The sequence below is a fragment of the Rhodanobacter sp. FW106-HT46G03 genome, assembly GCF_058789895.1.
This window is the reverse complement of sequence record NZ_JBYTCC010000001.1, coordinates 1511765-1535839: the sequence shown is the minus strand read 5'-3', so window position 1 is coordinate 1535839 and position 24075 is coordinate 1511765. Positions and strand designations below refer to the sequence as shown.

At 65.9% G+C, this 24075-nt stretch carries 19 protein-coding genes and 1 tRNA gene; 7 read left to right on the top strand and 13 right to left on the bottom strand.

Going from position 1 to position 24075, the window contains the following annotated elements:
• Window positions 1-105: 105 nt before the first annotated feature.
• Complete coding sequence (gene pip / locus AC3WP6_RS06500) at window positions 106-1065, bottom strand: prolyl aminopeptidase (protein ID WP_492626972.1); 960 nt, start codon at window positions 1063-1065, stop codon at window positions 106-108.
• A gap of 173 nt (window positions 1066-1238) precedes the next feature.
• Complete coding sequence (locus AC3WP6_RS06495; protein WP_492626971.1) at window positions 1239-2624, bottom strand: FAD-binding oxidoreductase; 1386 nt, start codon at window positions 2622-2624, stop codon at window positions 1239-1241.
• Between the two features lie 112 nt (window positions 2625-2736).
• On the opposite strand from AC3WP6_RS06495, the gene serA reads away from it, so the two are divergent.
• Window positions 2737-3969 carry a phosphoglycerate dehydrogenase gene (serA, locus tag AC3WP6_RS06490; RefSeq protein ID WP_492626970.1) on the top strand — a complete coding sequence of 411 codons (1233 nt, stop codon included), beginning with the start codon at window positions 2737-2739 and terminating at the stop codon, window positions 3967-3969.
• A 191-nt stretch (window positions 3970-4160) separates the two neighbouring features.
• On the opposite strand, the gene AC3WP6_RS06485 is transcribed toward serA, so the two are convergent.
• From AC3WP6_RS06485 to thrS, 9 genes are all read right to left on the bottom strand, one after another.
• Window positions 4161-4237 (bottom strand) — tRNA-Pro (locus AC3WP6_RS06485).
• 62 nt (window positions 4238-4299) lie between these two features.
• A complete protein-coding gene (locus tag AC3WP6_RS06480) occupies window positions 4300-4656 on the bottom strand; it encodes a MerR family transcriptional regulator (protein WP_492626969.1) in 357 nt (118 codons plus the stop codon).
• Window positions 4637-4936 (bottom strand): integration host factor subunit alpha, encoded by a 300-nt coding sequence (gene ihfA / locus AC3WP6_RS06475; protein ID WP_492626968.1) that lies wholly within the window; start codon window positions 4934-4936, stop codon window positions 4637-4639. The genes AC3WP6_RS06480 and ihfA overlap by 20 nt, the downstream gene beginning before the upstream one ends.
• A gap of 1 nt (window position 4937) precedes the next feature.
• Window positions 4938-7316 carry a phenylalanine--tRNA ligase subunit beta gene (pheT, locus tag AC3WP6_RS06470; RefSeq protein WP_492626967.1) on the bottom strand — a complete coding sequence of 793 codons (2379 nt, stop codon included), beginning with the start codon at window positions 7314-7316 and terminating at the stop codon, window positions 4938-4940.
• Between the two features lie 94 nt (window positions 7317-7410).
• A complete protein-coding gene (gene pheS / locus AC3WP6_RS06465; protein WP_492626966.1) occupies window positions 7411-8406 on the bottom strand; it encodes a phenylalanine--tRNA ligase subunit alpha in 996 nt (331 codons plus the stop codon).
• Between the two features lie 221 nt (window positions 8407-8627).
• A complete protein-coding gene (rplT, locus tag AC3WP6_RS06460; protein WP_492626965.1) occupies window positions 8628-8987 on the bottom strand; it encodes a 50S ribosomal protein L20 in 360 nt (119 codons plus the stop codon).
• Between the two features lie 15 nt (window positions 8988-9002).
• On the bottom strand, window positions 9003-9200 hold the full coding sequence (gene rpmI, locus AC3WP6_RS06455; protein ID WP_492626964.1) for a 50S ribosomal protein L35: 198 nt from the start codon (window positions 9198-9200) through the stop codon (window positions 9003-9005).
• Between the two features lie 208 nt (window positions 9201-9408).
• Window positions 9409-9933, bottom strand: coding sequence for a translation initiation factor IF-3 (infC, locus tag AC3WP6_RS06450; RefSeq protein ID WP_492628647.1), 525 nt, complete (start codon window positions 9931-9933; stop codon window positions 9409-9411).
• Between the two features lie 159 nt (window positions 9934-10092).
• A complete protein-coding gene (gene thrS / locus AC3WP6_RS06445; protein WP_492626963.1) occupies window positions 10093-11994 on the bottom strand; it encodes a threonine--tRNA ligase in 1902 nt (633 codons plus the stop codon).
• Window positions 11995-12227: 233 nt separating this feature from the next.
• On the opposite strand from thrS, the gene AC3WP6_RS06440 reads away from it, so the two are divergent.
• Window positions 12228-13232, top strand: coding sequence for an NAD-dependent epimerase (locus AC3WP6_RS06440; protein ID WP_492628646.1), 1005 nt, complete (start codon window positions 12228-12230; stop codon window positions 13230-13232).
• Between the two features lie 3 nt (window positions 13233-13235).
• Here AC3WP6_RS06440 and AC3WP6_RS06435 read toward each other — a convergent pair whose 3' ends face one another.
• Window positions 13236-13685: a CopD family protein gene (locus tag AC3WP6_RS06435; protein WP_492626962.1), complete on the bottom strand. Its 450-nt coding sequence runs from the start codon at window positions 13683-13685 to the stop codon at window positions 13236-13238.
• Between the two features lie 172 nt (window positions 13686-13857).
• Window positions 13858-14877, bottom strand: coding sequence for a LacI family DNA-binding transcriptional regulator (locus AC3WP6_RS06430; RefSeq protein ID WP_492626961.1), 1020 nt, complete (start codon window positions 14875-14877; stop codon window positions 13858-13860).
• A gap of 687 nt (window positions 14878-15564) precedes the next feature.
• On the opposite strand from AC3WP6_RS06430, the gene AC3WP6_RS06425 reads away from it, so the two are divergent.
• From AC3WP6_RS06425 to AC3WP6_RS06405, 5 genes are all read left to right on the top strand, one after another.
• Window positions 15565-18771: a TonB-dependent receptor gene (locus AC3WP6_RS06425; protein ID WP_492626960.1), complete on the top strand. Its 3207-nt coding sequence runs from the start codon at window positions 15565-15567 to the stop codon at window positions 18769-18771.
• 737 nt (window positions 18772-19508) lie between these two features.
• The gene (locus tag AC3WP6_RS06420; RefSeq protein ID WP_492626959.1) at window positions 19509-20510 is read left to right on the top strand and encodes a sugar kinase; all 1002 of its coding nucleotides are present in this window, start codon (window positions 19509-19511) and stop codon (window positions 20508-20510) included.
• A gap of 75 nt (window positions 20511-20585) precedes the next feature.
• Window positions 20586-21977 carry a sugar porter family MFS transporter gene (locus AC3WP6_RS06415; protein WP_492626958.1) on the top strand — a complete coding sequence of 464 codons (1392 nt, stop codon included), beginning with the start codon at window positions 20586-20588 and terminating at the stop codon, window positions 21975-21977.
• Between the two features lie 33 nt (window positions 21978-22010).
• Window positions 22011-22838, top strand: a complete 828-nt coding sequence (locus tag AC3WP6_RS06410) for an enoyl-CoA hydratase/isomerase family protein (RefSeq protein ID WP_492626957.1) — start codon at window positions 22011-22013, stop codon at window positions 22836-22838.
• Window positions 22835-24067 (top strand): CaiB/BaiF CoA transferase family protein, encoded by a 1233-nt coding sequence (locus AC3WP6_RS06405; protein WP_492626956.1) that lies wholly within the window; start codon window positions 22835-22837, stop codon window positions 24065-24067. The genes AC3WP6_RS06410 and AC3WP6_RS06405 overlap by 4 nt, the downstream gene beginning before the upstream one ends.
• Window positions 24068-24075: the final 8 nt, after the last annotated feature.

The window sequence follows — 24075 nt, the reverse complement described above, 5'->3', positions numbered from 1 at the left end:
AGCGGCACGAAACCGCTCTGATACCACGCCAACCGCCAGCCCCTGGAACGGAGCCAAGGTCGCTTCCGCACATGGCAACCCGGGCGGTCGGCAAAACCGCCCAGCTCACCCCCGCGCAAACCGGTCCGTCGCCTCGATCAACTCATGCGTATTCCCTGGCTCGAAGGCCGAATGTCCGGCATCCGGCACAATGTGCAGGTCGGCTTCCGGCCAGGCGCGATGCAAATCCCAGGCACTGCGGATGGGGCAGACCACGTCGTAGCGACCCTGCACGATGACAGCGGGGATGTTGCGGATGCGGTCAACATTGCGCAGCAACTGGTCCTCGTGCTGGAAGAACCCGCCGTTGACGAAGTAGTGGCATTCGATGCGGGCGAACGCCAGGGCGAATTCGTCCTCGTCGTGCGCGCCGATGGCAGTCGGGTCCTGATAGAGGTAGCTGGTCGAGCCCTCCCACACCGACCACGCGCGTGCGGCCGCGGTGCGCACAGCCGGGTCGTCGCTGGTCAGGCGCCGGTGATAGGCGCTGATAAGGTCGCCGCGCTCCACTTCCGGAATCGCTGCGAGATAGGCTTCCCACGCATCCGGGTAAAGCGTGTCGCAGCCACCCTGGTAGAACCATTCCAGCTCTGACCGACGCAGCATGAAGATGCCGCGCAGCACCAGCTCGGTGACCTTGTCCGGGTGCGCCTGCGCGTAGGCCAGCGCCAGCGTCGAGCCCCAGGAACCACCGAATACCTGCCAGCGGGCGATGCCCAGGTGCTCGCGCACGCGTTCCATGTCGGCCACCAGATCCCAGGTGGTGTTCTCGCGCAGCTCCGCATGCGGCGTGGACTTGCCGCAGCCGCGCTGGTCGAACAACACGATGCGGTAGCGCGCGGGGTCGAAAAAGCGCCGGCATTTCGGGTTGGTGCCGCCGCCGGGGCCGCCGTGCACGAACACCACCGGCTTGCCCTGCGGGTTGCCGCACTGCTCGTAATAGAGCGTGTGCAGCGCCGACACCTTGAGCATGCCCTGGTCGTACGGTTCGATCTCGGGGTACAGCGTGCGGCGCGGCGTGGACATGGCGGTTTCCGGCAAAGGTTGGAAACCGCAAGGCTAGGCGGTTGCCGTCGACCGTGGCAACCGGCAGCGCAGCAAGCCGCGAACTGGGATGCCTCAGCGCCCCGGCTTCGACGATGCACTGGCCGGAACACCCTTCGCTGCAAGCTGTTGGTCGCTGCGCCCCACCCGCAGCGTCAGGCCTCGAACAACTTGCCCGGATTGAGAATGCCGTTCGGATCGAACACCTTGCGCACGCCGCGCATCAGCGCGATCTCGGCAGCGCTGCGGGTGGAGTCCAGATACGGCCGCTTGACCAGACCGATGCCGTGCTCGGCGGAAATGCTGCCGCCGTGGGTCTTGAGCACGCCGGCCAGGAGTTTGGTGACGTGCTCGCACTGGGCGATGAACGCGTCGTCGGACAGGTCATCCGGCTTGAGCACGTTGATGTGCAGATTGCCGTCGCCGATGTGGCCGAACCACACGACCTCGATGTGCGGGTACTCGCGCGCCAGCAGCGCCTGCATCTCGTGCAGAAACGCCGGCACCGCGCCGATGCGCACGGAAACATCGTTCTTGTACGGCTTGTGCGGCGCGAGGCTTTCGGTGATGCCCTCGCGCAACCGCCACAGCGCCGCGGCCTGCGCGCTGCTTTGCGCGATCACGCCATCCACCACGCTGCCCGCTTCCAGCGCCTCGCCAAACACCGTCAGCGCGGCCTCCTGCGTGGCGGCATCCGGCGCGTCGTACTCGGTGACCACGTAGTACGGGAACTCGCCGTCGATCGCGCGCTGCGCGCCGTGCGCCAGCACGTGCCTGAGCGCGATGTCGGTGAAAAACTCGAATGCCTGCAGCGCGAGCCGGGCACGAAACAGGCGGAACACGACCAGCACCGCATCCATGCTGGGCAAGGCCAGCAGCATGGTCTGCGCGGGCGGTGGCGGTTCGGCGAGTTTCAGCGTGGCCTCGACCACGATGCCCAGCGTGCCTTCGGAGCCCACCACCAGCTGGCGAAAATCGTAGCCGCTGGAGTTCTTGACCAGCGAACGGTTCAGCTCCAGCAGTTCGCCATTGCCGGCCACCACCTTGAGCCCGGCGATCCACTCGCGCGTGGTGCCGTAGCGGATCACGCGGATGCCACCGGCATTGGTGGCGATGTTGCCGCCAATCGAGCATGAGCCGCGCGAAGCGAAATCCACCGGGTAAATGAGGCCGTGTTCGCGCGCCGCCGCATGCACCGCTTCCAGCGGCATGCCCGGCTCGACCGTGAGCGTGCGGTCGGCGGCATCGAAGCCGACGACATGGTTCATGCGCGACAGGCTCACTACCAGCTCGCCATGCGCCGCCACCGCGCCACCCGACAACCCGGTGCGCCCGCCGGAGGGCACCAGCGCCACGCGGTGGTCGTTGGCCCAGCGCACGATGCCCTGCACTTCCGCCGCATTCGCCGGCAGCGCAATCGCCAGCGGCGCCGGCGTCCAGCGGCGCGTCCAGTCGCGGCCGTAGTGCTCCAGGTCGCCCGGCTCACGCAACAAACGCAGGCTCGGCAGACGGGCGGCAAGCTCATCCAGCGCGGTGGTCATGGGTTCTCCTGTGGCATGCATGCCGAAAAATCTCGTTCAGACGTCCAAACGGGATGTGTTGCAACGCCGCAATTCTGGCATAGTAGTGGCTCCTTTCGCACATGGAGCCACCATGAAGACGTCATTCCCCCGGCAAGACATCCGCGTTCTGCTGCTGGAGGGCGTGAGTCGCACCGCGGTGGAGGCCTTCGAGCGGGCCGGCTACACCAATATCGAGTACCACAAGAAGTCGCTGCCGGAGGCCGAGCTCAAGGAACGCATTGCCGAAGCGCACATCATCGGCCTGCGCTCGCGCACCCAGCTCACCGCCGAGGTGCTGGAACATGCGCGGCGGCTGATCGCGGTGGGTTGTTTCTGCATCGGCACCAACCAGGTGGCGCTCGGCAGGGCCGAACAGCTCGGCATCCCGGTATTCAATGCCCCGTACTCGAACACGCGCAGCGTGGCCGAGCTGGTGATTGCCGAGGCGATCATGCTGTTGCGCGGCATCCCGCAGAAAAACGCCAAGTGCCACCGCAGCGGCTGGGCCAAATCCGCGGTGAGCAGCTACGAGGCGCGCGACAAGGTGCTTGGCATCATCGGCTACGGCCACATCGGCACCCAGGTGGGCGTGCTGGCCGAAGGCATGGGCATGCATGTGATCTACCACGACATCGAGCCCAAGCTGGCCATGGGCAACGCGCATGCCGCGGCCGGCCTGGCCGACCTGCTGGCGCGCGCGGACGTGGTGACGCTGCATGTGCCGGCCACGCCGGAGACCAAGATGATGTTTGGCGCCGCGCAGATCGCCGCCATGCGCGAGGGCGCGATGCTGATCAACGCCTCGCGCGGCAGCGTGGTGGACATCGACGCGCTGGCTGCCGCGATCAAGGCGGGACACCTCGCCGGTGCCGCGGTGGACGTATTTCCGGTCGAGCCCAAGAGCAACGACGACCCGTTCGTGTCGCCGCTGGTCGGGCTGGACAACGTGCTGCTCACCCCACACATCGGCGGCAGCACGCTCGAGGCGCAGGAGAACATCGGCGTCGAAGTGGCCAGCAAGCTGGTGCGCTACAGCGACAACGGCTCCACCCTGTCGGCGGTGAATTTCCCCGAGGTGTCGCTGCCCGAGCATCCGTCGAGCTGCCGCCTGCTGCACATCCACAAGAACGTGCCGGGCGTGCTCTCGCGCATCAACGAGCTGTTCTCCACCGGCAACATGAACATCAACGCACAGTACCTGCAGACCGATGCCGAGCTCGGCTACGTCGTGGTGGACGTCACCGCCGACGAGGACCAGGCCAATGCGCTGAAGGACAAGCTCGCGGCCATTCCCGGCACGCTGCGCAGCCGCGTACTGTACTGAGCCACCACATCGCGCGAAACAACGCGGGCGGGCCGGAGCAATCCGGCCCGCCCGCGCTTTTACGCCATCAACGATCCAAATCCCGCAGGAAGCGGCCGGTGTATTGCCGCGACGCCGCGCTGCCCTAGGCGCTGTAGAAAAAACGCGCCGCCCGCAATGCGGACGGCGCGTTTGGATAAAACCTGCTCAATTGGTCGGGGCGGCCGGATTCGAACCGACGACCCTTTGCCCCCCAGGCAAATGCGCTACCAGACTGCGCTACGCCCCGACGTGAAACAGTGAGCTTGCGAGTTTAACAGCTTGCCCGGTATCTGCGAAAGCGCCGCACCGTCAACGGCGCAGCAGGCTCAATATTTCTTCCAGCTCCATGCGCACCTGGCGCACGATCTGATGCGACATGCTGGCCTCGACCCGCGCCTGCGAGCCCTCGAGCCGCGCCCGCGCACCCGTGATGGTGAAGCCCTCGTCGTACAGCAGCGCCCGGATCTGCCGGATCATCAGCACGTCGTGGCGCTGGTAATAGCGCCGGTTGCCGCGCCGCTTGACCGGGTTCAGCGCAGGAAACTCCTGCTCCCAGTAGCGCAGCACGTGGGGCTTCACGCCGCACAACTCGCCCACTTCACCAATGGTGAAGTAGCGCTTGGCCGGGATCGACGGCAGCTCGGTATTATTCCCCTGATCCAGCATAACCTTCGACCCTGACTTTCAGTTTCTGCCCCGGCCGGAACGTTACCACGCGGCGCGCCGAAATCGGGATTTCCTCGCCGGTTTTCGGGTTGCGCCCCGGGCGCTGATTTTTCTCGCGCAGGTCAAAGTTGCCAAAGCCCGACAGCTTCACCTGCTCGCCATTCTCCAACGCTTCGCGCACCAGCTCGAAACAGGCGTCGACGAACTCTTTGGCTTCGCGCTTGTTGAGGCCAACCTCGACAAACAACCGCTCCGCCATGTCAGCCTTGGTCAGCGCCATCTCAACCCCGCAACTTTGCCTTGCATGCCTGCTCCAATGCCGCAATGGCCCGCTGCACGCAGCCATCCGCGTCAGTGTCGGTTAGCGTGCGGGAATGCTCCTGCAAAATCAAGCCCATAGCGAGGCTTTTTCGGCCGGCTTCGACGCCCTTGCCGCGGTAGCAGTCGAACAAACGTAACTCTTTCAACGCGCTGCCCAAGGTACGCCGCACAACGTCGTCCACCTGCGACCAGGTCACGGTTTCCGGCACCTCGACGGCCACGTCGCGGCGCACCGACGGGAAACGGGCCACCGGCTCGGCTTTCGGCAGGCGCCGCGTCAGCAGTGGCTCCAGCGCGAGTTCCAGCACCTGGACGTCGGGGCCCAGATCCAGCGCCTTGGCCAGCTGCGGGTGCAGCGTGCCGAAATACCCCACCGCCGCCCCATCACGCGTCACCCGCGCGCCGCGCCCCGGATGCAGCCACGGCGGCAAATTGTCGGCGTGCACTGCCCAGCGCGCCGGCTCACCGCCCCAGGCCAGCAGCGCATCGAGCTCACCCTTGATGTCGTAAAAGTCCAAGGGACGTGTCGCTTCGCCCCACTGCTCGGCACGCGCGGTGCCACCGGCCACCATGGCCAGGCTCGGCGTTTCCACCGGCGGATCGCCCGCCGCGAACACCCGCGCCACCTCGAACAGCCGTACGCGATCCTGCTGGCGTGCGCGGTTGCGCCGCAGCGCCTCGACCAGGCCGGGCAGCAGCGACGGCCGCATCACCGCCAGGTCGGCTGAGAGCGGATTGGCCAGCGCCACCAGGCGTTCGGAAAAGCCCCACCGCGCCAGGCTCTCGGCGGCCACAAACGACAGATTCACCGCCTCGAACCAGCCGCGCGCAGCCAACTGCTCGCGCAGCGCATGCTCGCCGATCCTGGCCTCGGGGTCAGGCACCACGGTGAGCGCGCCGCCCGGACTTGCCGTGGGCAGCTGGTCGTAGCCGTGGATGCGCGCCACTTCTTCAATCAGGTCTTCCTCGCGCTCGATGTCGAAGCGCCGGCTGGGTGCGATCACGCGCCAACCTTCGGCCAAGGTTTCCACCTGCATGCCAAGTGCGGTGAAGATGCGTGCGACCTCGACGTCATCCACCGCCACGCCCAGCACGCGGCGCAGGCGCGCACGGCGCAGGGTGACTGGCCGTGGGCGCGGCAAATCGGCGAGGTTTTCCGCCGCCAGCACCGGCCCTGCCTGGCCGCCGGCCACCGCCAGCAGCAGCGCCGTGGCCCGCTCCAGCGCGCGACGTGGCAGCTCGGGGTCGACACCGCGCTCGAAGCGGTGCGAGGCGTCCGTGTGCAGGCCGAGCTTGCGCGCGCGCCCCATGATCGCCGCTGGCGCAAAGTGCGCGGCTTCGAGAAAAACGTCGCGCGTGGCATCCGTAACGCGACTGTCCAGGCCACCCATGATGCCCGCCACCGCCAGTGCCTGGTGCTCGTCAGCAACCACCACAAAGCCCTCGTCGAGCGCGGCCTCGCTACCGTCCAGGAGCTTGAGCGTTTCGCCTGCGTGTGCATGGCGCACGACGATGTCGCCCGCCAGCGCGGCGTTGTCGAACGCATGCATCGGCTGGCCGAGTTCCAGCATCACGTAATTGGTGATGTCGACGACCGCGCTGATCGGGCGCACGCCGCCACGACGCAGGCGCTCGACCATCCACTCGGGCGTTGCCGCCGTCGGGTCGATGCCGCTCACGATGCGCCCCAGATAGCGCGGCGCATCCGAGCCGGCCTCCAGCCGGATGCCACGTCGCGCATCGGCGGTTACCGGCACCGTCGGCGGTTCCGCCACCTTGACCCGGCTGTCGAACAACGCGGCCACGTCGTAGGCCACGCCGTGCACGCACAGGCAGTCGGCGCGGTTCGGCGTGAGGCTCAGCTCGATGCTGGCGTCGGGCAAGTGCAGGTACGCGGCGAGCGCCGTGCCCACCGGCGCATCCGCCGGCAATTCGAGCAGGCCGGAGGCATCGGTATCGACGCCCAGTTCCTTGGCCGAGCACAGCATGCCGAACGACTCGATGCCGCGCAGCCTTGCCGCCTTGATGTGCACGCCGCCCGGCAGGCGCGCCCCGACCGTTGCCAGCGGCACGCGGATGCCGGCACGCGCATTCGGTGCCCCGCAGACGATGGTGAGCGGCGTGCCCTGCCCGGCGTCGACCTGACACACGCGCAAGCGATCGGCCTGGGGGTGTTTCTCGGCGGAAACGATTTGCGCGACGACCACGCCATCGAGCGCCTCGCCCAACCGCGTCACCGCCTCCACCTCCAGCCCCGCCATCGTCAACGCATGCACCAGCGCCGCGTGATCCGCGTCGATCTCGACGACTTCACGCAACCAGTTTTCGGAGAGTTTCATGGTTTTCTATCCGGGATTCGGAATATGGGATTGGAGATTCGGCAAAGCATCGGGATGAGGTCCTCGCGAATCCCGTCTCCCCGAATCCCGGCCCTCAGGCAAACTGCCGCAGGAACCGCAAGTCGTTGTCGAAGAAGGCGCGCAGGTCGGTGACGCCGTAGCGCAGCATGGCGAAGCGTTCGACGCCAAGGCCGAAGGCGAAGCCGGTGTAGCGCTCGGGGTCGATGCCGCAGTTCTTCAGCACGTTGGGGTGCACCATGCCGCAACCGAGCACTTCGAGCCAGCGCGCCTCGCCGTCCTTCGTCTCCCAACGGATGTCGACCTCGGCCGACGGCTCGGTGAACGGAAAGTAGCTGGGCCGGAAACGCATTTCGAAATCGCGCTCGAAAAACGCCCGCACGAACTCGGTGAGCGTGCCTTTCAAATCGGCAAAGCTCGAGGTCTCATCCACCAGCAGCCCTTCGACCTGGTGGAACATCGGCGAGTGGGTCTGATCCGAATCGCTGCGGTACACCTTGCCCGGCGCAATGATGCGGATCGGCGGCTGGCGTCCGGCCATGCTGCGGATCTGCACCGGCGAGGTGTGCGTGCGCAGCAGCCGCTTGTCGGAAAAGTAGAACGTGTCGTGCATCGCCCGCGCCGGGTGGTGCGGCGGAAAATTGAGCGCCTCGAAGTTGTGCCAGTCGTCCTCGATCTCCGGACCGTCGGCGCGCTGGTAGCCGAGCCGGGCAAAGATCGCGGCGATGCGTTCGAGCGCACGCGTGATCGGATGGATGCCACCCCGCTCGCCGTCGCGCCCGGGCAAGGAAACGTCGATTGTCTCCGATGCCAGGCGGCGATCCAGTTCGGCGCGCTCCAGCACCGCCTTGCGCGTGCCAAGCGCATCGGCCAGGCGTTGCTTGACCTGGTTGACCTCGGCACCGCGCGCCTTGCGCGCCTCGGGCGCCAGCGCGCCCAGCGACTTCAACGCCGCGGTGACGATGCCGCTCTTGCCCAAGAGCCCCACGCGCAGCGCATCGAGCGCTTCCAGCGTGGCGGCCTGGTCGATGTCGGTCAGGGCTTGGTTTACCCGGCTGTCCAACTCATCCATCGGTGTGATTTCCACTTTGGCTTCTAGCTCCCTCTCCCTTCCGGGGAGAGGGTTGGAGTGAGGGGCCACTCTCGCGTCAGCATCAAGGCCGATGCGTGTTTCGATCCTCGCCCCAAAGGGAGAGGAATCGAACGCGAAAAGCGGCGGCATCAAATGAAAACGGGGAGAAGGCGTTGGCCTTCTCCCCGCTTGATTCACATCATATCGTCAGCAAGCGACGATCAAGCGGCCAGGCTGGCCTTCGCCTTTTCCGCGATGGCGCCAAACGCCTTGATGTCGTGCACGGCGATATCGGCCAGCACCTTGCGATCCACCGTGATGCCGGCCTTCAGCAGGCCATTGATCAGGCGGCTGTAGGACAGCCCAAACTGGCGTGCGGCAGCGTTGATGCGCACGATCCACAACGCGCGGAACTGGCGCTTCTTCTGCTTGCGACCGATGTAGGCGTACTGGCCAGCCTTGATGACGGCCTGGTTGGCTACCCGGAAGACTTTGCGCCGGGCGTTGTAGTAGCCCTTGGCGCGACCGATGATTTTCCTGTGGCGGCGACGGGCAATGACGCCACGCTTGACACGAGCCATGGTGTTCTCCTCGCCTTAAAGGTACGGAACCATGCGCGCCACACCCTTGGTGTCGCGTGCACTGATGATGTTGGTGGCGCGCAAGCCGCGCTTACGCTTGGTGGCCTTCTTGGTCAGGATGTGCGACTTGAAGGCGTGACCGGCCTTGAACTTGCCCGACGCGGTCTTGCGAAAACGCTTCGCGGCCGCGCGGTTGGTCTTGATCTTGGGCATGAGAGCTCCTTGATGGGGACAACCCCGGTTTCTGACTGATACGGCGGCACCGGTTGCGGGTGCGCTTTCCATCCTGCCGAGATCGGTTCACGGCCCATCCTGGCGGGCCGAGCTGGCAATTCTACAAACAAAGCATCAGAGGTGCCAGCGCCGTGCCAGCACTCCTGACGGTACGCACTGCATCGCCGGCAACACCGCCGGCAATGCGTTACTTCTTGCGCGGGCCGATCATCATGATCATCTGGCGCCCTTCCAGCCGCGGGAAGGACTCCACCTGGCCGACCTCGCCAACATCCTCCTGAATGCGCTTGGCCAGGCCCTGACCCAGATCCTGATGCGACATTTCACGGCCACGGAACCGAATGGTGACCTTGACCTTGTCGCCTTCCTCCAAGAACCGCAGCATGTTGCGCAGCTTGATCTGGTAGTCGCCCACGTCCGTGACCGGACGGAACTTCACTTCCTTGATCTCGACCTGCTTTTGCTTCTTCTTGGCGGCGGACGCCTTCTTCTGGGCTTCGAACTTGAACTTGCCGTAATCCATGATGCGGCATACCGGCGGGTCGCCGTTGGGCTGGATCTCGACCAGATCCATGCCGGCTTCTTCAGCGGCGTGCAGTGCGTCGTCACGGGAAAGGATGCCGAGCTGCTCGGAATCCGGGCCGATCACGCGCACGCGCGGCACGCGGATTTCATGGTTGCGGCGATTGCCCTTGTTGTCGGTGGTAGCGATACCACGATCCTCCAGAAGAGTTGTCAGCAAACCGAAACGCGCGACCCTGCGCCTTTCGGCATGTCGGCCCGGAAACAATCCGGGCCGACTCCGGCGAGCCGCTCAACGCGCCCCGCACACGGCATTCCCTGTGCCGCTTGTTCCTACCGCAACGCACACTCAATGCTGCGTTTCGGCCTGCAACCGGGCGGCAAAATCGGCCAGCGGCATGCTGCCCAGATCCTCCCCCGAACGCGTACGCACGGACACGGTACCCGCCTCCTTCTCGCGGTCACCCACAACCAGGAGGTACGGTACTTTCATCAGCGTATGCTCGCGGATTTTATAGCCCACCTTTTCGTTGCGCAAATCCGCTTCCACCCGGAACCCTTTGTCGACAAGGGTTTGCGTGACGGTGCGAACGTAATCGGATTGCGCATCGGTGATCGAAAACACCTCGGCCTGTACCGGCGCAAGCCAAGTGGGCAGATTGCCCGCATGGTGCTCGACCAAAATGCCGATGAAACGCTCCATCGAACCGACGATGGCCCGGTGCAACATCACCGGGTGGCGCTTTTGCGACTGCTCGTCGATGTACTCGGCGCCAAGCCGCTCGGGCATCATGAAATCCACCTGCATGGTGCCGACCTGCCAATCGCGGCCGATCGAGTCGTGCATGTGGTATTCGATCTTGGGGCCGTAGAACGCGCCCTCGCCCGGCAGCTCCGTCCACTTCACACCGGCGGCGGACAACGCACTGCGCAGCGCGGCCTCGGCCTTGTCCCACACCTCGTCCGAGCCGATGCGCTTGTCGGGCCGCAAGGCCAGCGCGACGTCGATGTCGTGGAACCCGAAATCGGCATACACCCGCATCGCCTGGGCGTGGAACGCGGTCACTTCCGACTCGATCTGCGCCGGGGTGCAGAAGATGTGGCCGTCGTCCTGGGTGAACGCACGCACGCGCATGATGCCGTGCAGCGCACCGGACGGCTCATTGCGGTGGCAGCCGCCGAACTCGCCATAGCGGATCGGCAGATCGCGGTAGCTGTGCAGCCCGGCCTTGAAGATCTGCACGTGGCCCGGGCAGTTCATCGGCTTCAGGGCAAACACGTGCTTCTCCGACTCGGTGAAGAACATGTTTTCCTTGTAGTTGTCCCAGTGGCCGGATTTCTTCCACAGCGACACGTCGAGCACCTGCGGGCAGCGCACTTCCTGGTAGCCCGACTTGCGGTACACGCCGCGCATGTACTGCTCCACCTGCTGCCAGATCGCCCAGCCGCGCGGGTGCCAGAACACCATGCCGGGGCTTTCTTCCTGCTGGTGGAACAGGTCGAGCTGCTTGCCGAGCTTGCGGTGGTCGCGCTTTTCCGCCTCCTCCAACTGGGTGAGGTAGGCCTTGAGCTCCTTGTCGGTGCGCCACGCGGTGCCGTAGATGCGGGTGAGCATCGCCTTGCTCGAATCGCCGCGCCAGTACGCGCCGGCCACCTTCATCAGCTTGAACGAGTGCAGCTTGCCGGTGTTCGGCACGTGCGGGCCGCGGCACAGGTCGGTGAACTCGCCCTGGGTATAGAGCGAGAGCGGCTCGTTGCTGGGAATGCCCTCGATGATCTCGGCCTTGTAGTGCTCGCCGATGCCGCTGAAAAACGCGACGGCATCGGCGCGCGACTTCACGCTGCGCGTCACCGGCAACGCCTCGCCCACGATCTTGTGCATCTCGGCCTCGATCTTTTCGAGGTCTTCCGGGGTGAACGGCCGCTCGTAGGCGAAGTCGTAATAGAAACCGTTGTCGATCACCGGGCCGATGGTCACCTGGGCGCCGGGGAACAACCGCTGCACCGCCTGCCCCATCAGGTGCGCGGTGGAGTGGCGCAGGATTTCCAGCCCTTCCGGGCTTTTCTCGGTGACGATCTCGACGCGCGCGTTGTGGTCGATCACGTGGCTGGCGTCCACCAGCTGGTCGTCGACCTTGCCGGCCAGCGTGGCCTTGGCCAGGCCGGCGCCGATTGCCGCCGCCACGTCTTGTACCGATACCGGGTGTTCAAAGGGTTTCTTGCTGCCGTCGGGCAGCGTGATCTCGATCATGGTTGACTCTCGAAAAACGAAAAAGGCGCCAGCGCGCCTTTGCAGAACGCAAGGCGGATGAAACTCAAAGCGGACAGCCGGTAGTTGCCATGTCGCACGCTTGGCCGGTGCTTGCGCCCGCGCCACCTTGATTCTGTCGTGACCAATGCGTACTAGTTTAACCGACGACGCGCCGCCAATTCAGCCCTGCGCCGGCGAAGGCTAGAATGGCGTTTTCGGCCGGCCACCCCCGCATGCGCATCCTCGTCACCGGCACCGCCGGTTTCATCGGCGCCGCCCTCGCCCAGCGCCTCCTGGCGCGCGGCGACGAGGTGTTCGGCATCGACAACCACAACAACTATTACGACCCGGCACTGAAAGAGGCCCGCCTCGCGCAATTCGCGCAGCACCCTGGTTACACCCACGTGCGCGCCGACCTCGCCGACGCCGCGGCGGTCGCCGCCGCCTTTGCGCAGTTTCAACCTCAGCGCGTGGTGAACCTGGCCGCCCAGGCCGGCGTGCGCTACTCGCTGAAGAACCCGCAGGCCTACGTGCAGTCGAACCTCGTCGGCTTTGCCAACGTGCTTGAGGGTTGCCGGCACGGCCAAGTGCAACATCTGGTCTATGCTTCGTCCAGCTCGGTGTACGGCGCCAACCGCAAGCTGCCGTTTGCGGTCGCGGACGCCGTCGATCATCCCGTCAGCCTGTACGCGGCCACGAAGAAGGCCAACGAGCTGATGGCGCACAGCTACAGCCATCTCTACGGCTTGCCCACCACCGGCCTGCGATTCTTCACCGTATACGGGCCATGGGGCCGGCCGGACATGTCGCCGATGCTGTTTGCCGATCGCATCCGCCGCGGCGAGGCGCTCGACGTGTTCAATTTCGGCCGCCACAGCCGCGATTTCACCTACATCGACGACATCGTCGAAGGCGTGATCCGCACGCTCGACCACGTCGCTGCGCCCGATCCGGCCCACGACCCGCAAGCACCCAATCCCGGCAGCTCCAACGCGCCATACCGCGTCTACAACATCGGCAACGACCAGCCGGTACAGCTCCTGCGCTTCATCGAGCTGCTGGAAGAAAACCTCGGCTGCCACGTGGAGAAAAACCTGCTGCCAATGCAGCCGGGCGACGTGGCCGACACCTGGGCCGACGTTTCCGCCCTGCGCCGCGACGTGGGCTACGCGCCACACACCTCGATCGAGGACGGTGTGGCGCGCTTCGTGGCGTGGTATCGCAGTTACTTCAAGTAGTCGTCAAAACGGCTTGATCAGCACCAGCCAGATCACCCCGAGCAACAGCACTACCGGAATTTCGTTGGCCCAGCGTAGCGCCTTGGCCGAAGGCAATACCCCGCCCTTCGCGCAGCGCTTCACCATCCGCCCGGCCCACACAAAGTGCGCCAGCAACAGCGCCACCAGCAGCAGTTTGGCGTCGATCCAGTGCTGCCCGTTCACCACGTTGGGCAACGCCACCGGGAACAGCCGCCAGCCCTGCCACAGGGTCAGGCCGAGCAAAAACGCGATACCGAAGATGCTGTGTCCGAAGCCATACAGCCGCCGCCCCATCAGCACCAGCCGCGCCCTCACCGCCGGATCGTCGCCTGCCTCCGCGAGATTCACCACGATGCGCGGCAGATAGAACACTGCTGCCATCCACGACATCACAAACAGCAGGTGGAACGTTTTGACCCACAGGTAAACCATCGCGCGACTCCGTCTGGCAGACAGCAAAAACGGCGCGAAGCGGGTCCGCGCCGTTGCATGGTATCTGTTGGGAGGCACGAGGATCGAGCGGGTGGCCCGAGCGGACTCAACCCCGAATGCAGCGCATACAAACGGCCGCGTGCAGACGCTCCAGGGGCGATAACCGCCCACATCACTGCGGCCGCGGCGGCGCGGTGGAGCCGCGGATGACGAGTTCGGGCGTGAACCCCTCGTTGCGGGTCGGGCGCCCGTGGAGTTGCGCGATCAGGAGACGCGTTGCACGTTCGACAATCACCTCGCCGCGCTGGCGCACCGTCGTGAGCGGTGGCCACGACTGCCGCGAGAACGGGCTGTCTTCGAAGCCTGCAATCGACATGTCGTAGGGAACGTGCAGGCCGACCGAGCGCACCGCAGCCAGCACGCCGGCCGCGATTTCATCGTTGCAGCCGAAAATGGCGGTGGGCGGACTCTGCAGCTCCAGCAGGCGCCGGGCGCCGCGGAAACCGTCGTCGAACGCGTAATCGCCTGCGATCACGAGTTCGTTGTGCAGGTGCAACCCGTAGTCGGCCAAAGCCTGCTTGTAGCCCTTGAAGCGCTCGGTGCTGCAGCGGTGGGACTTGCTGCCCTGCAGGAAACCGATGCGGGCGTGACCGAGCTGGATCAGGTGTGCCGTGATGGCATAGGCCGCGTCGCGATCATCCACGTACACGCAAGGCGAACCCTCGCGTGGATCCTCCGATGCGGAAACGACGCGCACCATCGGGATCTTGGCCGCGGCGAGCTTTTTCAGCGCCGGAAGGCGTTCCGATACCGGCTGGGTCAGCACGATGCCGGCAAGGCCGGTGCGCGCCACGAATTCGCACAGGTGATCCCCCAGCGCCGGATCCCGCGAGTCGTAGGCGTGGATCTGCAGGCCGTAGCCCAGGGCGTCGCACGCTGCCAGCGCACCTTGCTGGGCCGCGATGATGAAGTAGGCGTTGGGATTGTCGTAGACCAGTCCCACGGCATAGGTATGCGCGCCGGTCAGGCCGCGGGCGAAGAGATTGGGCCGGTAGCCGAGCTGCTCGATCGCGCGCACGACGCGCTCGCGGGTTTCCCCGCGGACCGAGGTTTCGCCGTTGATGACCCGCGAAACGGTCTTTGCGGAGACGCCCGCCTTGGCCGCAACGTCTTCCAGTGTGATGGCTCCCACGCAATGCTCCTTTGGTGGATCGATACGGCGCGTGGCCGGTGATGCGCTGGCTCGGGGTTATCGCGCGCCTGCTTCGCCGGACGAGCTCCAAGGTACCCCGGATGGCAACCTTGCTGCTGCATCCCGCCCGGTTCGCGCAGCCTATCAGCCGGACACCGTGACAGCGCTGGCATGTATCGCCACCCGGCCCGCGCTGCATGCGGTTGGCGCCGCAGCCCTGCGGAGCCGGCCAGCATCCTCGACGCGAAGGCGCCTTTTGCGCGCCAGCCGTGAATCATGGGCGATACCCATCGCACCAAGACTTTCCGCCAAATGGTGCACCGCAAGTTGACATCGCTGACATAAATGTCCAAGTGTGGACATCGAACGGTTTTAGGGGAGATCTGAAATCGGGTCACGCAATCACGCACATCACGGGCGACCGTGTTCATCGTCCGCGTGGACGTGATTCGCGTTCGCGCAGTGCGCACGGCAAGCCGGCGGAAATCGCGACCGCGGCAGTCGCCGCGGCGCATGGCGGCGCGGCGACCGACCCTTTTGTCAGCGATTCCCTGATGGCGTGCGGCAAGGCTGGTCAACGGCGTTTGCGACCGAGTGTCCGGAGATGCGGGGACTCGTGCGGGCAGACGCACGGCGTCGGGTGGGGTGCCGCGGCACCTCATCTTTCCTGGGAGGCAAAGGACAAGCATGAAACTTCGCAGATCGGTGATGTGGACGGGAGTTGTTTCCGCGTTGTTCCTGAGTGGAACCGCCATGGCCAGTACCGGCCCTGCGGCGGCGGCCGAAGCACAGACGAATCCGCAGACCACCGGGGACCAGTCCCCGAACCCGTCGGCGCAGGCAACCAAGCCGCCAGCTCAACCGGCCAAGGCCAGTCCGCAAAAGGCCACCACATTGCAGGCGGTCAACGTCGTCGGCATCCTGGCGTCGCAGATGAACGACATCCAGCTAAAACGCAGCGCGCCGAATATCCAAGACAGCATCACGGCGCAAAGCATCGGCCAGTTGCCCGACATCACGATCACCGATTCGCTGCAGCGCATTACCGGGGTGCAGATCGATCGATCCGCAGGGGAAGGCAGCACGGTAAACGTGCGCGGCCTGCCGGAAGTATCCACCCTGTTGAACGGCGAGGCGTTCATCAGCGCGGACAACATCGATTCGATCCAGCCGAATTATCAATCGATGCCCGCGTCCCTGTTCACCGGCGTGGACGTCTACAAGTCGCCGACCGGGCAGACGCTCAACAGCGGCATCTCGGGCACAATCAACCTGCGCACGCGTCGTCCGTGGGACATGAAGGATGGCTGGACGTTCGCCGGCACGGCGGAGGGCGTGCGCAGCTCGGTGGTCGAGAGCAATCGCCCGGAAGGAAACGTCTTCGCCAGCTACAACGCCGGCGGACACTGGGGAGCGCTGGTCGGGATCTCGTACTCGGACACCTACAGCAACAACTCCTCGAACGGGCTTGGCCAGTTCGAAGGCCGGCTGCAGGGCGAAAACGCGAGCGCCGCGAACGAGCCGGGCGACGGTTACCTCACCGGATGGAGCGGGGTGGCCGTACCGAGCCAGATCAAGCAGTTCCCGGATGGGAGCGTCGACGTCAACGGCGACGGCAAATCCAACGGCGCGTTCTACCAGATGGATACGCTGAACCCGTTTACCCAGCAGGTGCGGCGCAAGCGCACCGGCGCCAACGCGTCGGTGCAATACGATTTCGGGTCCGGCTTCACCCTGACGGCGGATGGGTTCCTTACCCGCCAGACCCAGCTCAACCTGGGGGAAGGTGCGGAGCTGATGCCGGTAAGCTGGCTCGCCGCCACCAACATCCCGGTCAAATCGCGCGATACCGGCGTGCTGCTGACCAGCCCATCCAACAACCCGGGCGAGCAGGACGGGGATTGGAACCAGCACTTTTTCACCACCCAGGCGTACCAGAAGTACCTCGGCGACTGGCTGTCGTACTCGCAAGGCATGCGGATCCATTCCCTAGCGAGAAACTTCAACGTCGCCCTCCAGTTCGACAATGGCGGCGCATTCACCGGTGACTTGCGTTTCGTGAATGGCACCGCCAGCCAGACCAGTCGCTCGGCGTACGCCGAGTTTTCACAGTCCAACGGTACGCAGTGGCCGAATACCCTGATGCCGGGTGTTTCACTGGACCCGGGCGTGTACGTGTACCCGTCCAACTTGGGCGGCAACCACCCGTTCAATCCGGGTGGCTTCGACAAGTACGCGGTATCCGTCATCGACGACATGAGCGGACCGAACCCGGTGATGACGATTCCCGCGCCGTTTGCGGCGCGCCTGACGGATCCGAACACCTACGTGCTCAAGACCATGTCGTTCGAGAACGACTACAACGCCCATTCGGGCATGAACATCGTGCGTGCGAATGGGCACTACGCATTCAGTGACGACTTCAAGCTCGACTTCGGCCTGCGCAACAGCATCCGGACGGCGAACGAGTTCTCGTTCGACATGATGGCGCCGGTGTACGCCGGGAACGGCGCCAGCGACCCGCAGGGCTGCTACGCGCACTGGATGGCCGCTGACGTGGTGCTGGACGGCGGTGGTGTGCCCGGGGCCTGCACGGCCGGGAACCAATACGGGTTCTTCCGCTCGGGCGCGCTTTCGACCCAGCGACCCGGCCAGTTGCCCAGCATCATCAGCTCGCACTGGCGCCTGATCAGGAATCCGGGCAACGTTCAGGGCATCACGGAATACGCACTGGACCCGGCGGTGATGCAGGACCCGGTCGGGTTCGAGGCACAGCTCTATCCCGGGGCGATCCCCAGCATGAATCCCGCGACGAGCTGGGACGTGATGCTGAAGGAGCGAACGGGTTACGCGCAGGCGGATTTCAACGGGGTGCTGGCGGGGTTGCCGTTCAGCGGCAACTTCGGCTTGCGCGTGGTGCGCACCAACCTCACGGTCGACCAGCACTTGAACGGTGAAGTGCACGCCTATGGCGTGAATCCATCCGATGGCGGAATCGTCCGGACCAAACGCGAGTACACGGATTGGTTGCCGGCGATCAACTTCGCATTGGACCTGACGCCGAAGGCCGTGCTCAGGCTGTCCGCGTCCAAGAACATGATGCCGTTGACGCTCGACCAATGGGGCGGCGGGCTGAACCTCGACTATGCGTTCACCACGCTGCCCGACGGCAAGAGCGTGTTTGCCGTGCAGGATGGGCAGTCGAACGGAAATCCCAACCTGGCGCCGTGGCGCTCCACCAATTACGACGCATCCCTGGAGTACTACTTCAGCAATACAAGCATGTTCAGCGTTGACCTGTTCGATATCCGCGTGGCCAAGTTCATTACGGCTGGCGGTACGCAACGCTGCGACCTGCCGGATCAGGATGGCGTCGCTCGCGGGCGGTGCATCATCATCACCGGCCCGATCCAGGGCAGCGGCCAGCAATTGAAAGGTATCGAGACCGATTATCGCCAGGCGTTCACGTTCCTGCCGGGCTTGCTCGCCAACACCGGTCTCGAGGTCAACGCGACGTATTCGCCGAGCAACACGGGCCGCAAGGACTTGGCCGGCCGGGACGTGCCGTTCCCGGACAATTCCGAGAAGTCCGGAAACCTGATCGTGTGGTATCAGGACAGCCACTGGCAGGCACGTGTTGCCGCCAACTACCGCAGTCGGCGCGCGGTGGAAACCAACTACGGTGGCATTACTGGAATGGAGTTGTACCAGGAGCCCACGACGTACATCGATGCCAGCGTCAGCTACCAGATCGACAAGAACTTCCAAGTGTTTGCCCAAGGGTCGAACCTGACGAACGAGAAGCAGCGGTTCTATCTGGTGTGGCCCGACCAGCGGATCACGAACCGGTATTCCGACCGCCAGTACATGCTCGGCGTTCGCGCCAACTTCTGAGGCGACGCGATCGCCGAGTGCCCTTGGGCCGACCGGCGATCGTGCAGAGCGGACCTTCGCGCGGACCTGTCGTCGTGGAACCGACCGGTGCGGCCTGAATGTTGGCCGGGACAGACCTTTTCACCGCAAGGGCGTGTTCCGGGATTGGTTGGGTCACGCGCGCCGACGGCAGAGCCGGTGCGCGTGGCCCCGAACCCACGCGGGCGGTCGGGCCGGCACCGGTCCGCGCAGTCGGGGGCGTGGAGCCGCAGTCCGTAGCCTAAGGCGCCCCGCTGCGACGGCGCGCCTTGCCGGCGCGAATCGAAGCTGCCGTGCTGCACCAGCTGCGAGGTGTACCTGAGCGTTGTCGTGCGGACGGGCTGTCCGGAACGCGGTGGATGTGCACGGTGCGTCTGGGAGGCCTTGGTGGCGTATTGCGAAGTACATTGACAGCGCTGACATAAATGGCCAAAACTGTCATCCACCGTGAAACCTGGAGCGAACCCTCGCTACCTCGACCTGCCGGTGGCCGGGTGCCGCATCGATACGTTGGACGTCATGACCTACGACCAGTGCAATCAAGAACCGTCCGGCAAGCACGTCTGCCACCGCTCCCGGCTCGTCGCCGGCCGTGGCGTGGCGGCCTGCATCGACGCCACCGGCGGTAGCGCGCGGCGTTTCGCCCGTGGGTGGGAGCGGTGACCGCGCACGGTCTCCGTGGTTCTGCCGCCACGCCGTCACGCGCGGCCGGGCGCGTCGTGTGTTTCGGCGAAATGCTGCTGCGGCTCTCGCCGCCAGGGCAGGAACTGCTGCTGCAGTCCGGCAGCCTGCGGGCGCACTTTGGCGGCGCCGAGGCCAACGTGGCGGCATCGCTTGCGGTGCTCGGCGATGCCAGCGCCATGGTGACCACCGTGCCCGACAACGTCATCGGACGGGCCGCGGCGGCAGAGCTGCGCCGGTTCGGCGTCGACACATCGGCGGTCGGCCACGCGGCGGGACGCATGGGACTCTACTTCCTGACCCCCGCGGCGATGCAGCGCCCCGCCGAAGTGCTGTACGACCGCGCGGGTTCGGCGTTCGCGCACACCGACGGAACAGGCTACGACTGGCCGCGGCTGCTGGAAGGCGCCGCGTGGCTGCACGTGTCCGGCATCAACCTGGCGCTGGGTAAAGCCAGTGCGGACGCTTGCCTGATGGCCGCGCGCGCCGCCGTGGCGCATGGCGTCAAAGTGTCCTTCGACTGCAACTATCGCAGCCGGCTGTGGGGCGAGCGCGTGATCGAAGCCGCCACGCTGATGCGGGAACTGGCGGCAACGGCCGACCTCATGTTCGGCAATGCGCGCGATATCGCGCTGATGCTGGGCCGAGAGTTTGCGGACTTGGCCAACGGCGATGGCTTCGCACCTGCCGCGACGGCGGCGTTTGCGGCCTGGCCGCGCCTCCACTGGCTGGCGACAACGGTGCATGGCGGCGACCCCGCCGCACCCACGCTCGCCGGGGTGCTCGCCGAACGCGGCGGTGGCGTGTGGCGGACCGCCACGCGCAGCCTCGCTGGCGCGGTGGATCGCATCGGCAGCGGGGACGCGTTTGCGGCGGCGTTGCTGCACTCGCTGCAGCACGCCGCCGACCCCGCGGCGGCGCTCGAATTCGCCCTCGCGGCGGCGTGGCTCAAGCACTCGGTGCCCGGCGACGTCAACCGGCTGGGCGAGGCCGACATCCGCGCCCGCCTAGTGGATCCCGGGCGTCAGGTGCTGCGCTGAAGGCCGTCGTCCGAGCCACGCCATGACACACCATCAACCGTTTCTCCGTTCGATCCTTGCCGGAGCGTCCAACCGATGAATGCCACCGTCGCGCAAGCCAGCCCCCGCCAGGTCCATTGGTACGCCGCATTCGTCACGACGCTGGCCGCCGTCGGCGGACTCATGTTCGGTCTCGACGTCGGGGTGATTGCCGGCGCCGAGCAGTTCATCCAGCACGAATTCGGCATCACCGACGGCGTGCTCGAGCACATCGTCAGCAGCATGATGTGGGGCGCAGCGGTGGGCGCGGCACTGGCGGCGTGGTTTGCCGGACGCTTCGGGCGCAAGCGGTCGCTGGCGTTTTCAGCGGCGCTGTTCGTGGTCGGCGCGCTGCTGTCGGCGGCGGCGTGGTCGCCGGCCTCGCTGATCATCGCGCGCTTCGTGCTGGGCCTGGCGGTCGGCATCGCCGCGTTCACCGCACCGGTCTACATTGCCGAGGTCGCACCGCGGCAGACCCGCGGCGCGATGATCTCGACCTACCAGTTGATGATCACCATCGGCATCTTCGTCGCCTTCCTGTCGGACACCGGCTTCAGCTATATCCAGGGCTGGCGCTGGATGCTGGGCATCATCGCGGTACCCGGTGCGCTGTTCATGGTGGGTGTGCTGGTGCTGCCCGAAAGTCCACGTTGGCTGATGCTGAAACACCGTACCGCTGACGCGAGCCTGGTGCTGCACAAGCTGCGCGGCGACCCCGACCTCGTGCGCGATGAGCTGGCGGAGATCGACCAGCAGATGGCCAGCCCCCAGCAAGGCTGGCACCTGTTCCTGCACAACCGCCACTTCCGGCGCGCGGTGGGCTTCGGCATCGCGATGCAGATCGTGCAGCAGCTCACCGGCATCAACGTCGTCATGTATTACGCCCCGCGCATCTTTGCGGGCATGGGCTACGACACCACGCTGCAGATGACCTTCACCGCCGTGGTGGGGCTCATCAACGTGTTGGCGACGCTGATCGCGGTGGTGTGGGTCGACCGCATTGGCCGCAAACCCATCCTGTATGGCGGTTTCACCGCGATGGCGGTCGGGCTCGCCGTGTTCGGCTGGCTGATGTACGCCGGGATGACGGGAACGACCGAGCATGTCGTGGCGATCGCCATGCTGCTGCTGTTCGTGGTCGGCTTCGCGTGCTCGGCCGGACCGCTGGCGTGGACTCTGTGCTCGGAGGTGCAGCCGCTGAAGGGCCGCGACTTTGGCATGGGGGTCAGTACGGTGACCAACTGGGTGTTCACCGGCATCGTCGGCGCAAGCTTCCTGACGCTGCTCAACACGCTGGGCAGCGCGCACACGTTCTGGCTGTATGCCGCGCTCAATGCGCTGTTCCTGCTGTTCACCTTCGCGCTGGTGCCCGAGACCAAGGGCGTGATGCTGGAACACATCGAACGCAAGCTGATGCGCGGTGTGCGGCTGCGCGACATCGGCGTCTGACGGCGCGCGGCAGAGTCGAATCAAGGAGCCATCTTGAGCAACCCGAACTACGTGGATTACCGCCTGCAGGGCGATGGCGTCGCCGTGCTGGTGCTGGACAACCCGCCGCTGAACCTCAACGCCCTGCCGACCCTGCGCCTGCTGCGCCAGCATGTGGCGCAGATGGCGGACGATGCGCGCGTGCGCTGCGTGGTGGTGACCGGCACGGGCGAACGCGCGTTCTGCGCCGGCTCGGACGTCCACGAATTCCAGGCCGTCATGGACGATGTCGTCGCCAGGAAGCTGCGCCTGGAAAACGAGGCCTTCAATGGGCTGGCGGAATTGCCGGTGCCGGTCATCGCCGCCCTGAACGGCACCGCGCTCGGCGGTGGCGCCGAGATCGCGCTGGCCTGCGACCTGCGCATCATGGCGGCGGATGCGCGGATCGGCTTTCCGGAGGTCAAGCTCGGCGTGTTTCCGGGCAGCGGCGGCGCCTTCCGCCTGCCGCGCCTGATCGGCAGTGCGCGCGCATTCGAGCTGCTCTACACGGGCGACCTGATCGATGCGGACGCCGCCCTGCGCATTGGTCTGGTCAACCGGGTCGTACCGCAGGCCGAGGTGCTGCCGACCGCGCTGGCGCTGGCCGCGCGCCTGGCGGCCGGCCCGGCGCTTGCGCTGTCGATGATCCGGCGCGCGGTGCGCGAGGCGGGGCAGCAGTCGACCGCGCAAGCCATCGCGCAGTCGCTGGCCGACAGCGATGCGGTGTTCAAGGGCCCGGACGTGGTCGAAGGCGTGCGCGCCTTCTTCGAGAAGCGGCCGGCCAAATTCACGGCTGCGCGCCATGCGGTGCGCCGCCCGGCGAAAAACGGGGAGCAGTCATGAGCCTGCCGTTGGATGGCATCAAGGTCGTCAGCCTGACGCATTATTTGCAGGGTCCGTCCTGCGTGCAGTTCCTGGCTGACCTCGGCGCCGACGTGGTCAAGGTCGAACGCCTCGGAGGTTCGTACGAGCGGCACTGGTCGGGTGCGGACGCGTACGTCGGTGACGACCACGCCAGCGTGTTTTTCCTGCTCGCCGGGCGCAACCAGCGCAGCATCGAGCTCGACTACCGCAGCGCGGAAGGCGCCAAGGTGCTGTGGCGCCTGCTGGAGCGCGCCGACGTGCTGGTCGAGAACTTCCGCCCTGGCACGCTCGACAAGCACGGGTTTTCCTACGCCGCGGTCAAGGCGCGCAACCCCGGGATCGTCTACGCGTCACTCAGCGGCTACGGCAGCGACGGCCCCGCGCGCACGCGCCCGGGTCAGGATCTGCTGCTGCAATCCCTGAGCGGCATGGCCACCCTCAGCGGGCGGGCCGGCGACCCGCCGGTGCTGTTCGGCACCGCCATCGTCGACGAGCACGCGGCGGCGCTCGGCGCGCTCGCGATCGTCGCAAGCCTCCTGGGCCGCACGCGCGACGGAAAAGGCAAGCGTGTCGACAGCAATCTGTTGTCGGCGGCGCTCGACCTGCAACTGGAGCCGCTCAGCATCCACTTGAACGGATCGCACCTCTACGCGAAGAGCGCTTCGGGCATTTCCTCGCGCTTCCACCAGGCGCCGTACGGCGTGTTCAAGACCTCGGACGGCTGGCTGACGCTGTCGCTGGCCGATGGCCCGACCCTGGCCAAGGCGTTCGACGATCCGGCATTCGCCAACTGGTCCAAGCCCGACCAGTTCACCCACCGCGAAGACGTCAACCGCCGCGTCGCGGCGCACATGCTGAAAAAGACCACCGCCGCATGGCAGGCCCAGCTCGAGTCACGCGGCATGTGGTGCGCCAAGGTGCGCGATTACGACGAGGTGCTGGCCGATCCGCAGCTCGCGATCAACCAGTCGATCCTGGAGTTCGACGACGAACACACGGGGCACGTGCGGCTGGTGGCGCATCCGGTGCGCTACGACGGCAAGGTCCCGCCGCTGCGGCTGAAACCACCCCGGGCCGGCCAGCATACCGACGAAGTCCTGCGCGAACTGGGCTATTCGAACGCAGAGATGGGCGCCATGCATGCGGCCGGGGTGGTCGGCGGTGCGGAGCCAAACGCGCGGTCTGCTTCGGAATCCAGGACGCCGTGAACACACTC

Excerpts from the sequence above, each read along its gene's own strand:
- pip (WP_492626972.1), bottom strand. The coding sequence starts at position 1,065 with ATGTCCACGCCGCGCCGCACGCTGTACCCCGAGATCGAACCGTACGAC.
- AC3WP6_RS06425 (WP_492626960.1), top strand. The coding sequence starts at position 15,565 with ATGAAACTTCGCAGATCGGTGATGTGGACGGGAGTTGTTTCCGCGTTG.
- ihfA (WP_492626968.1), bottom strand. The coding sequence starts at position 4,936 with ATGGCGCTGACCAAGGCTGACATGGCGGAGCGGTTGTTTGTCGAGGTT.
- pheT (WP_492626967.1), bottom strand. The coding sequence starts at position 7,316 with ATGAAACTCTCCGAAAACTGGTTGCGTGAAGTCGTCGAGATCGACGCG.
- AC3WP6_RS06435 (WP_492626962.1), bottom strand. The coding sequence starts at position 13,685 with ATGGTTTACCTGTGGGTCAAAACGTTCCACCTGCTGTTTGTGATGTCG.
- AC3WP6_RS06415 (WP_492626958.1), top strand. The coding sequence starts at position 20,586 with ATGAATGCCACCGTCGCGCAAGCCAGCCCCCGCCAGGTCCATTGGTAC.
- AC3WP6_RS06405 (WP_492626956.1), top strand. The coding sequence starts at position 22,835 with ATGAGCCTGCCGTTGGATGGCATCAAGGTCGTCAGCCTGACGCATTAT.
- AC3WP6_RS06495 (WP_492626971.1), bottom strand. The coding sequence starts at position 2,624 with ATGACCACCGCGCTGGATGAGCTTGCCGCCCGTCTGCCGAGCCTGCGT.
- thrS (WP_492626963.1), bottom strand. The coding sequence starts at position 11,994 with ATGATCGAGATCACGCTGCCCGACGGCAGCAAGAAACCCTTTGAACAC.
- AC3WP6_RS06440 (WP_492628646.1), top strand. The coding sequence starts at position 12,228 with ATGCGCATCCTCGTCACCGGCACCGCCGGTTTCATCGGCGCCGCCCTC.
- rpmI (WP_492626964.1), bottom strand. The coding sequence starts at position 9,200 with ATGCCCAAGATCAAGACCAACCGCGCGGCCGCGAAGCGTTTTCGCAAG.
- AC3WP6_RS06480 (WP_492626969.1), bottom strand. The coding sequence starts at position 4,656 with ATGCTGGATCAGGGGAATAATACCGAGCTGCCGTCGATCCCGGCCAAG.
- rplT (WP_492626965.1), bottom strand. The coding sequence starts at position 8,987 with ATGGCTCGTGTCAAGCGTGGCGTCATTGCCCGTCGCCGCCACAGGAAA.
- serA (WP_492626970.1), top strand. The coding sequence starts at position 2,737 with ATGAAGACGTCATTCCCCCGGCAAGACATCCGCGTTCTGCTGCTGGAG.
- pheS (WP_492626966.1), bottom strand. The coding sequence starts at position 8,406 with ATGGATGAGTTGGACAGCCGGGTAAACCAAGCCCTGACCGACATCGAC.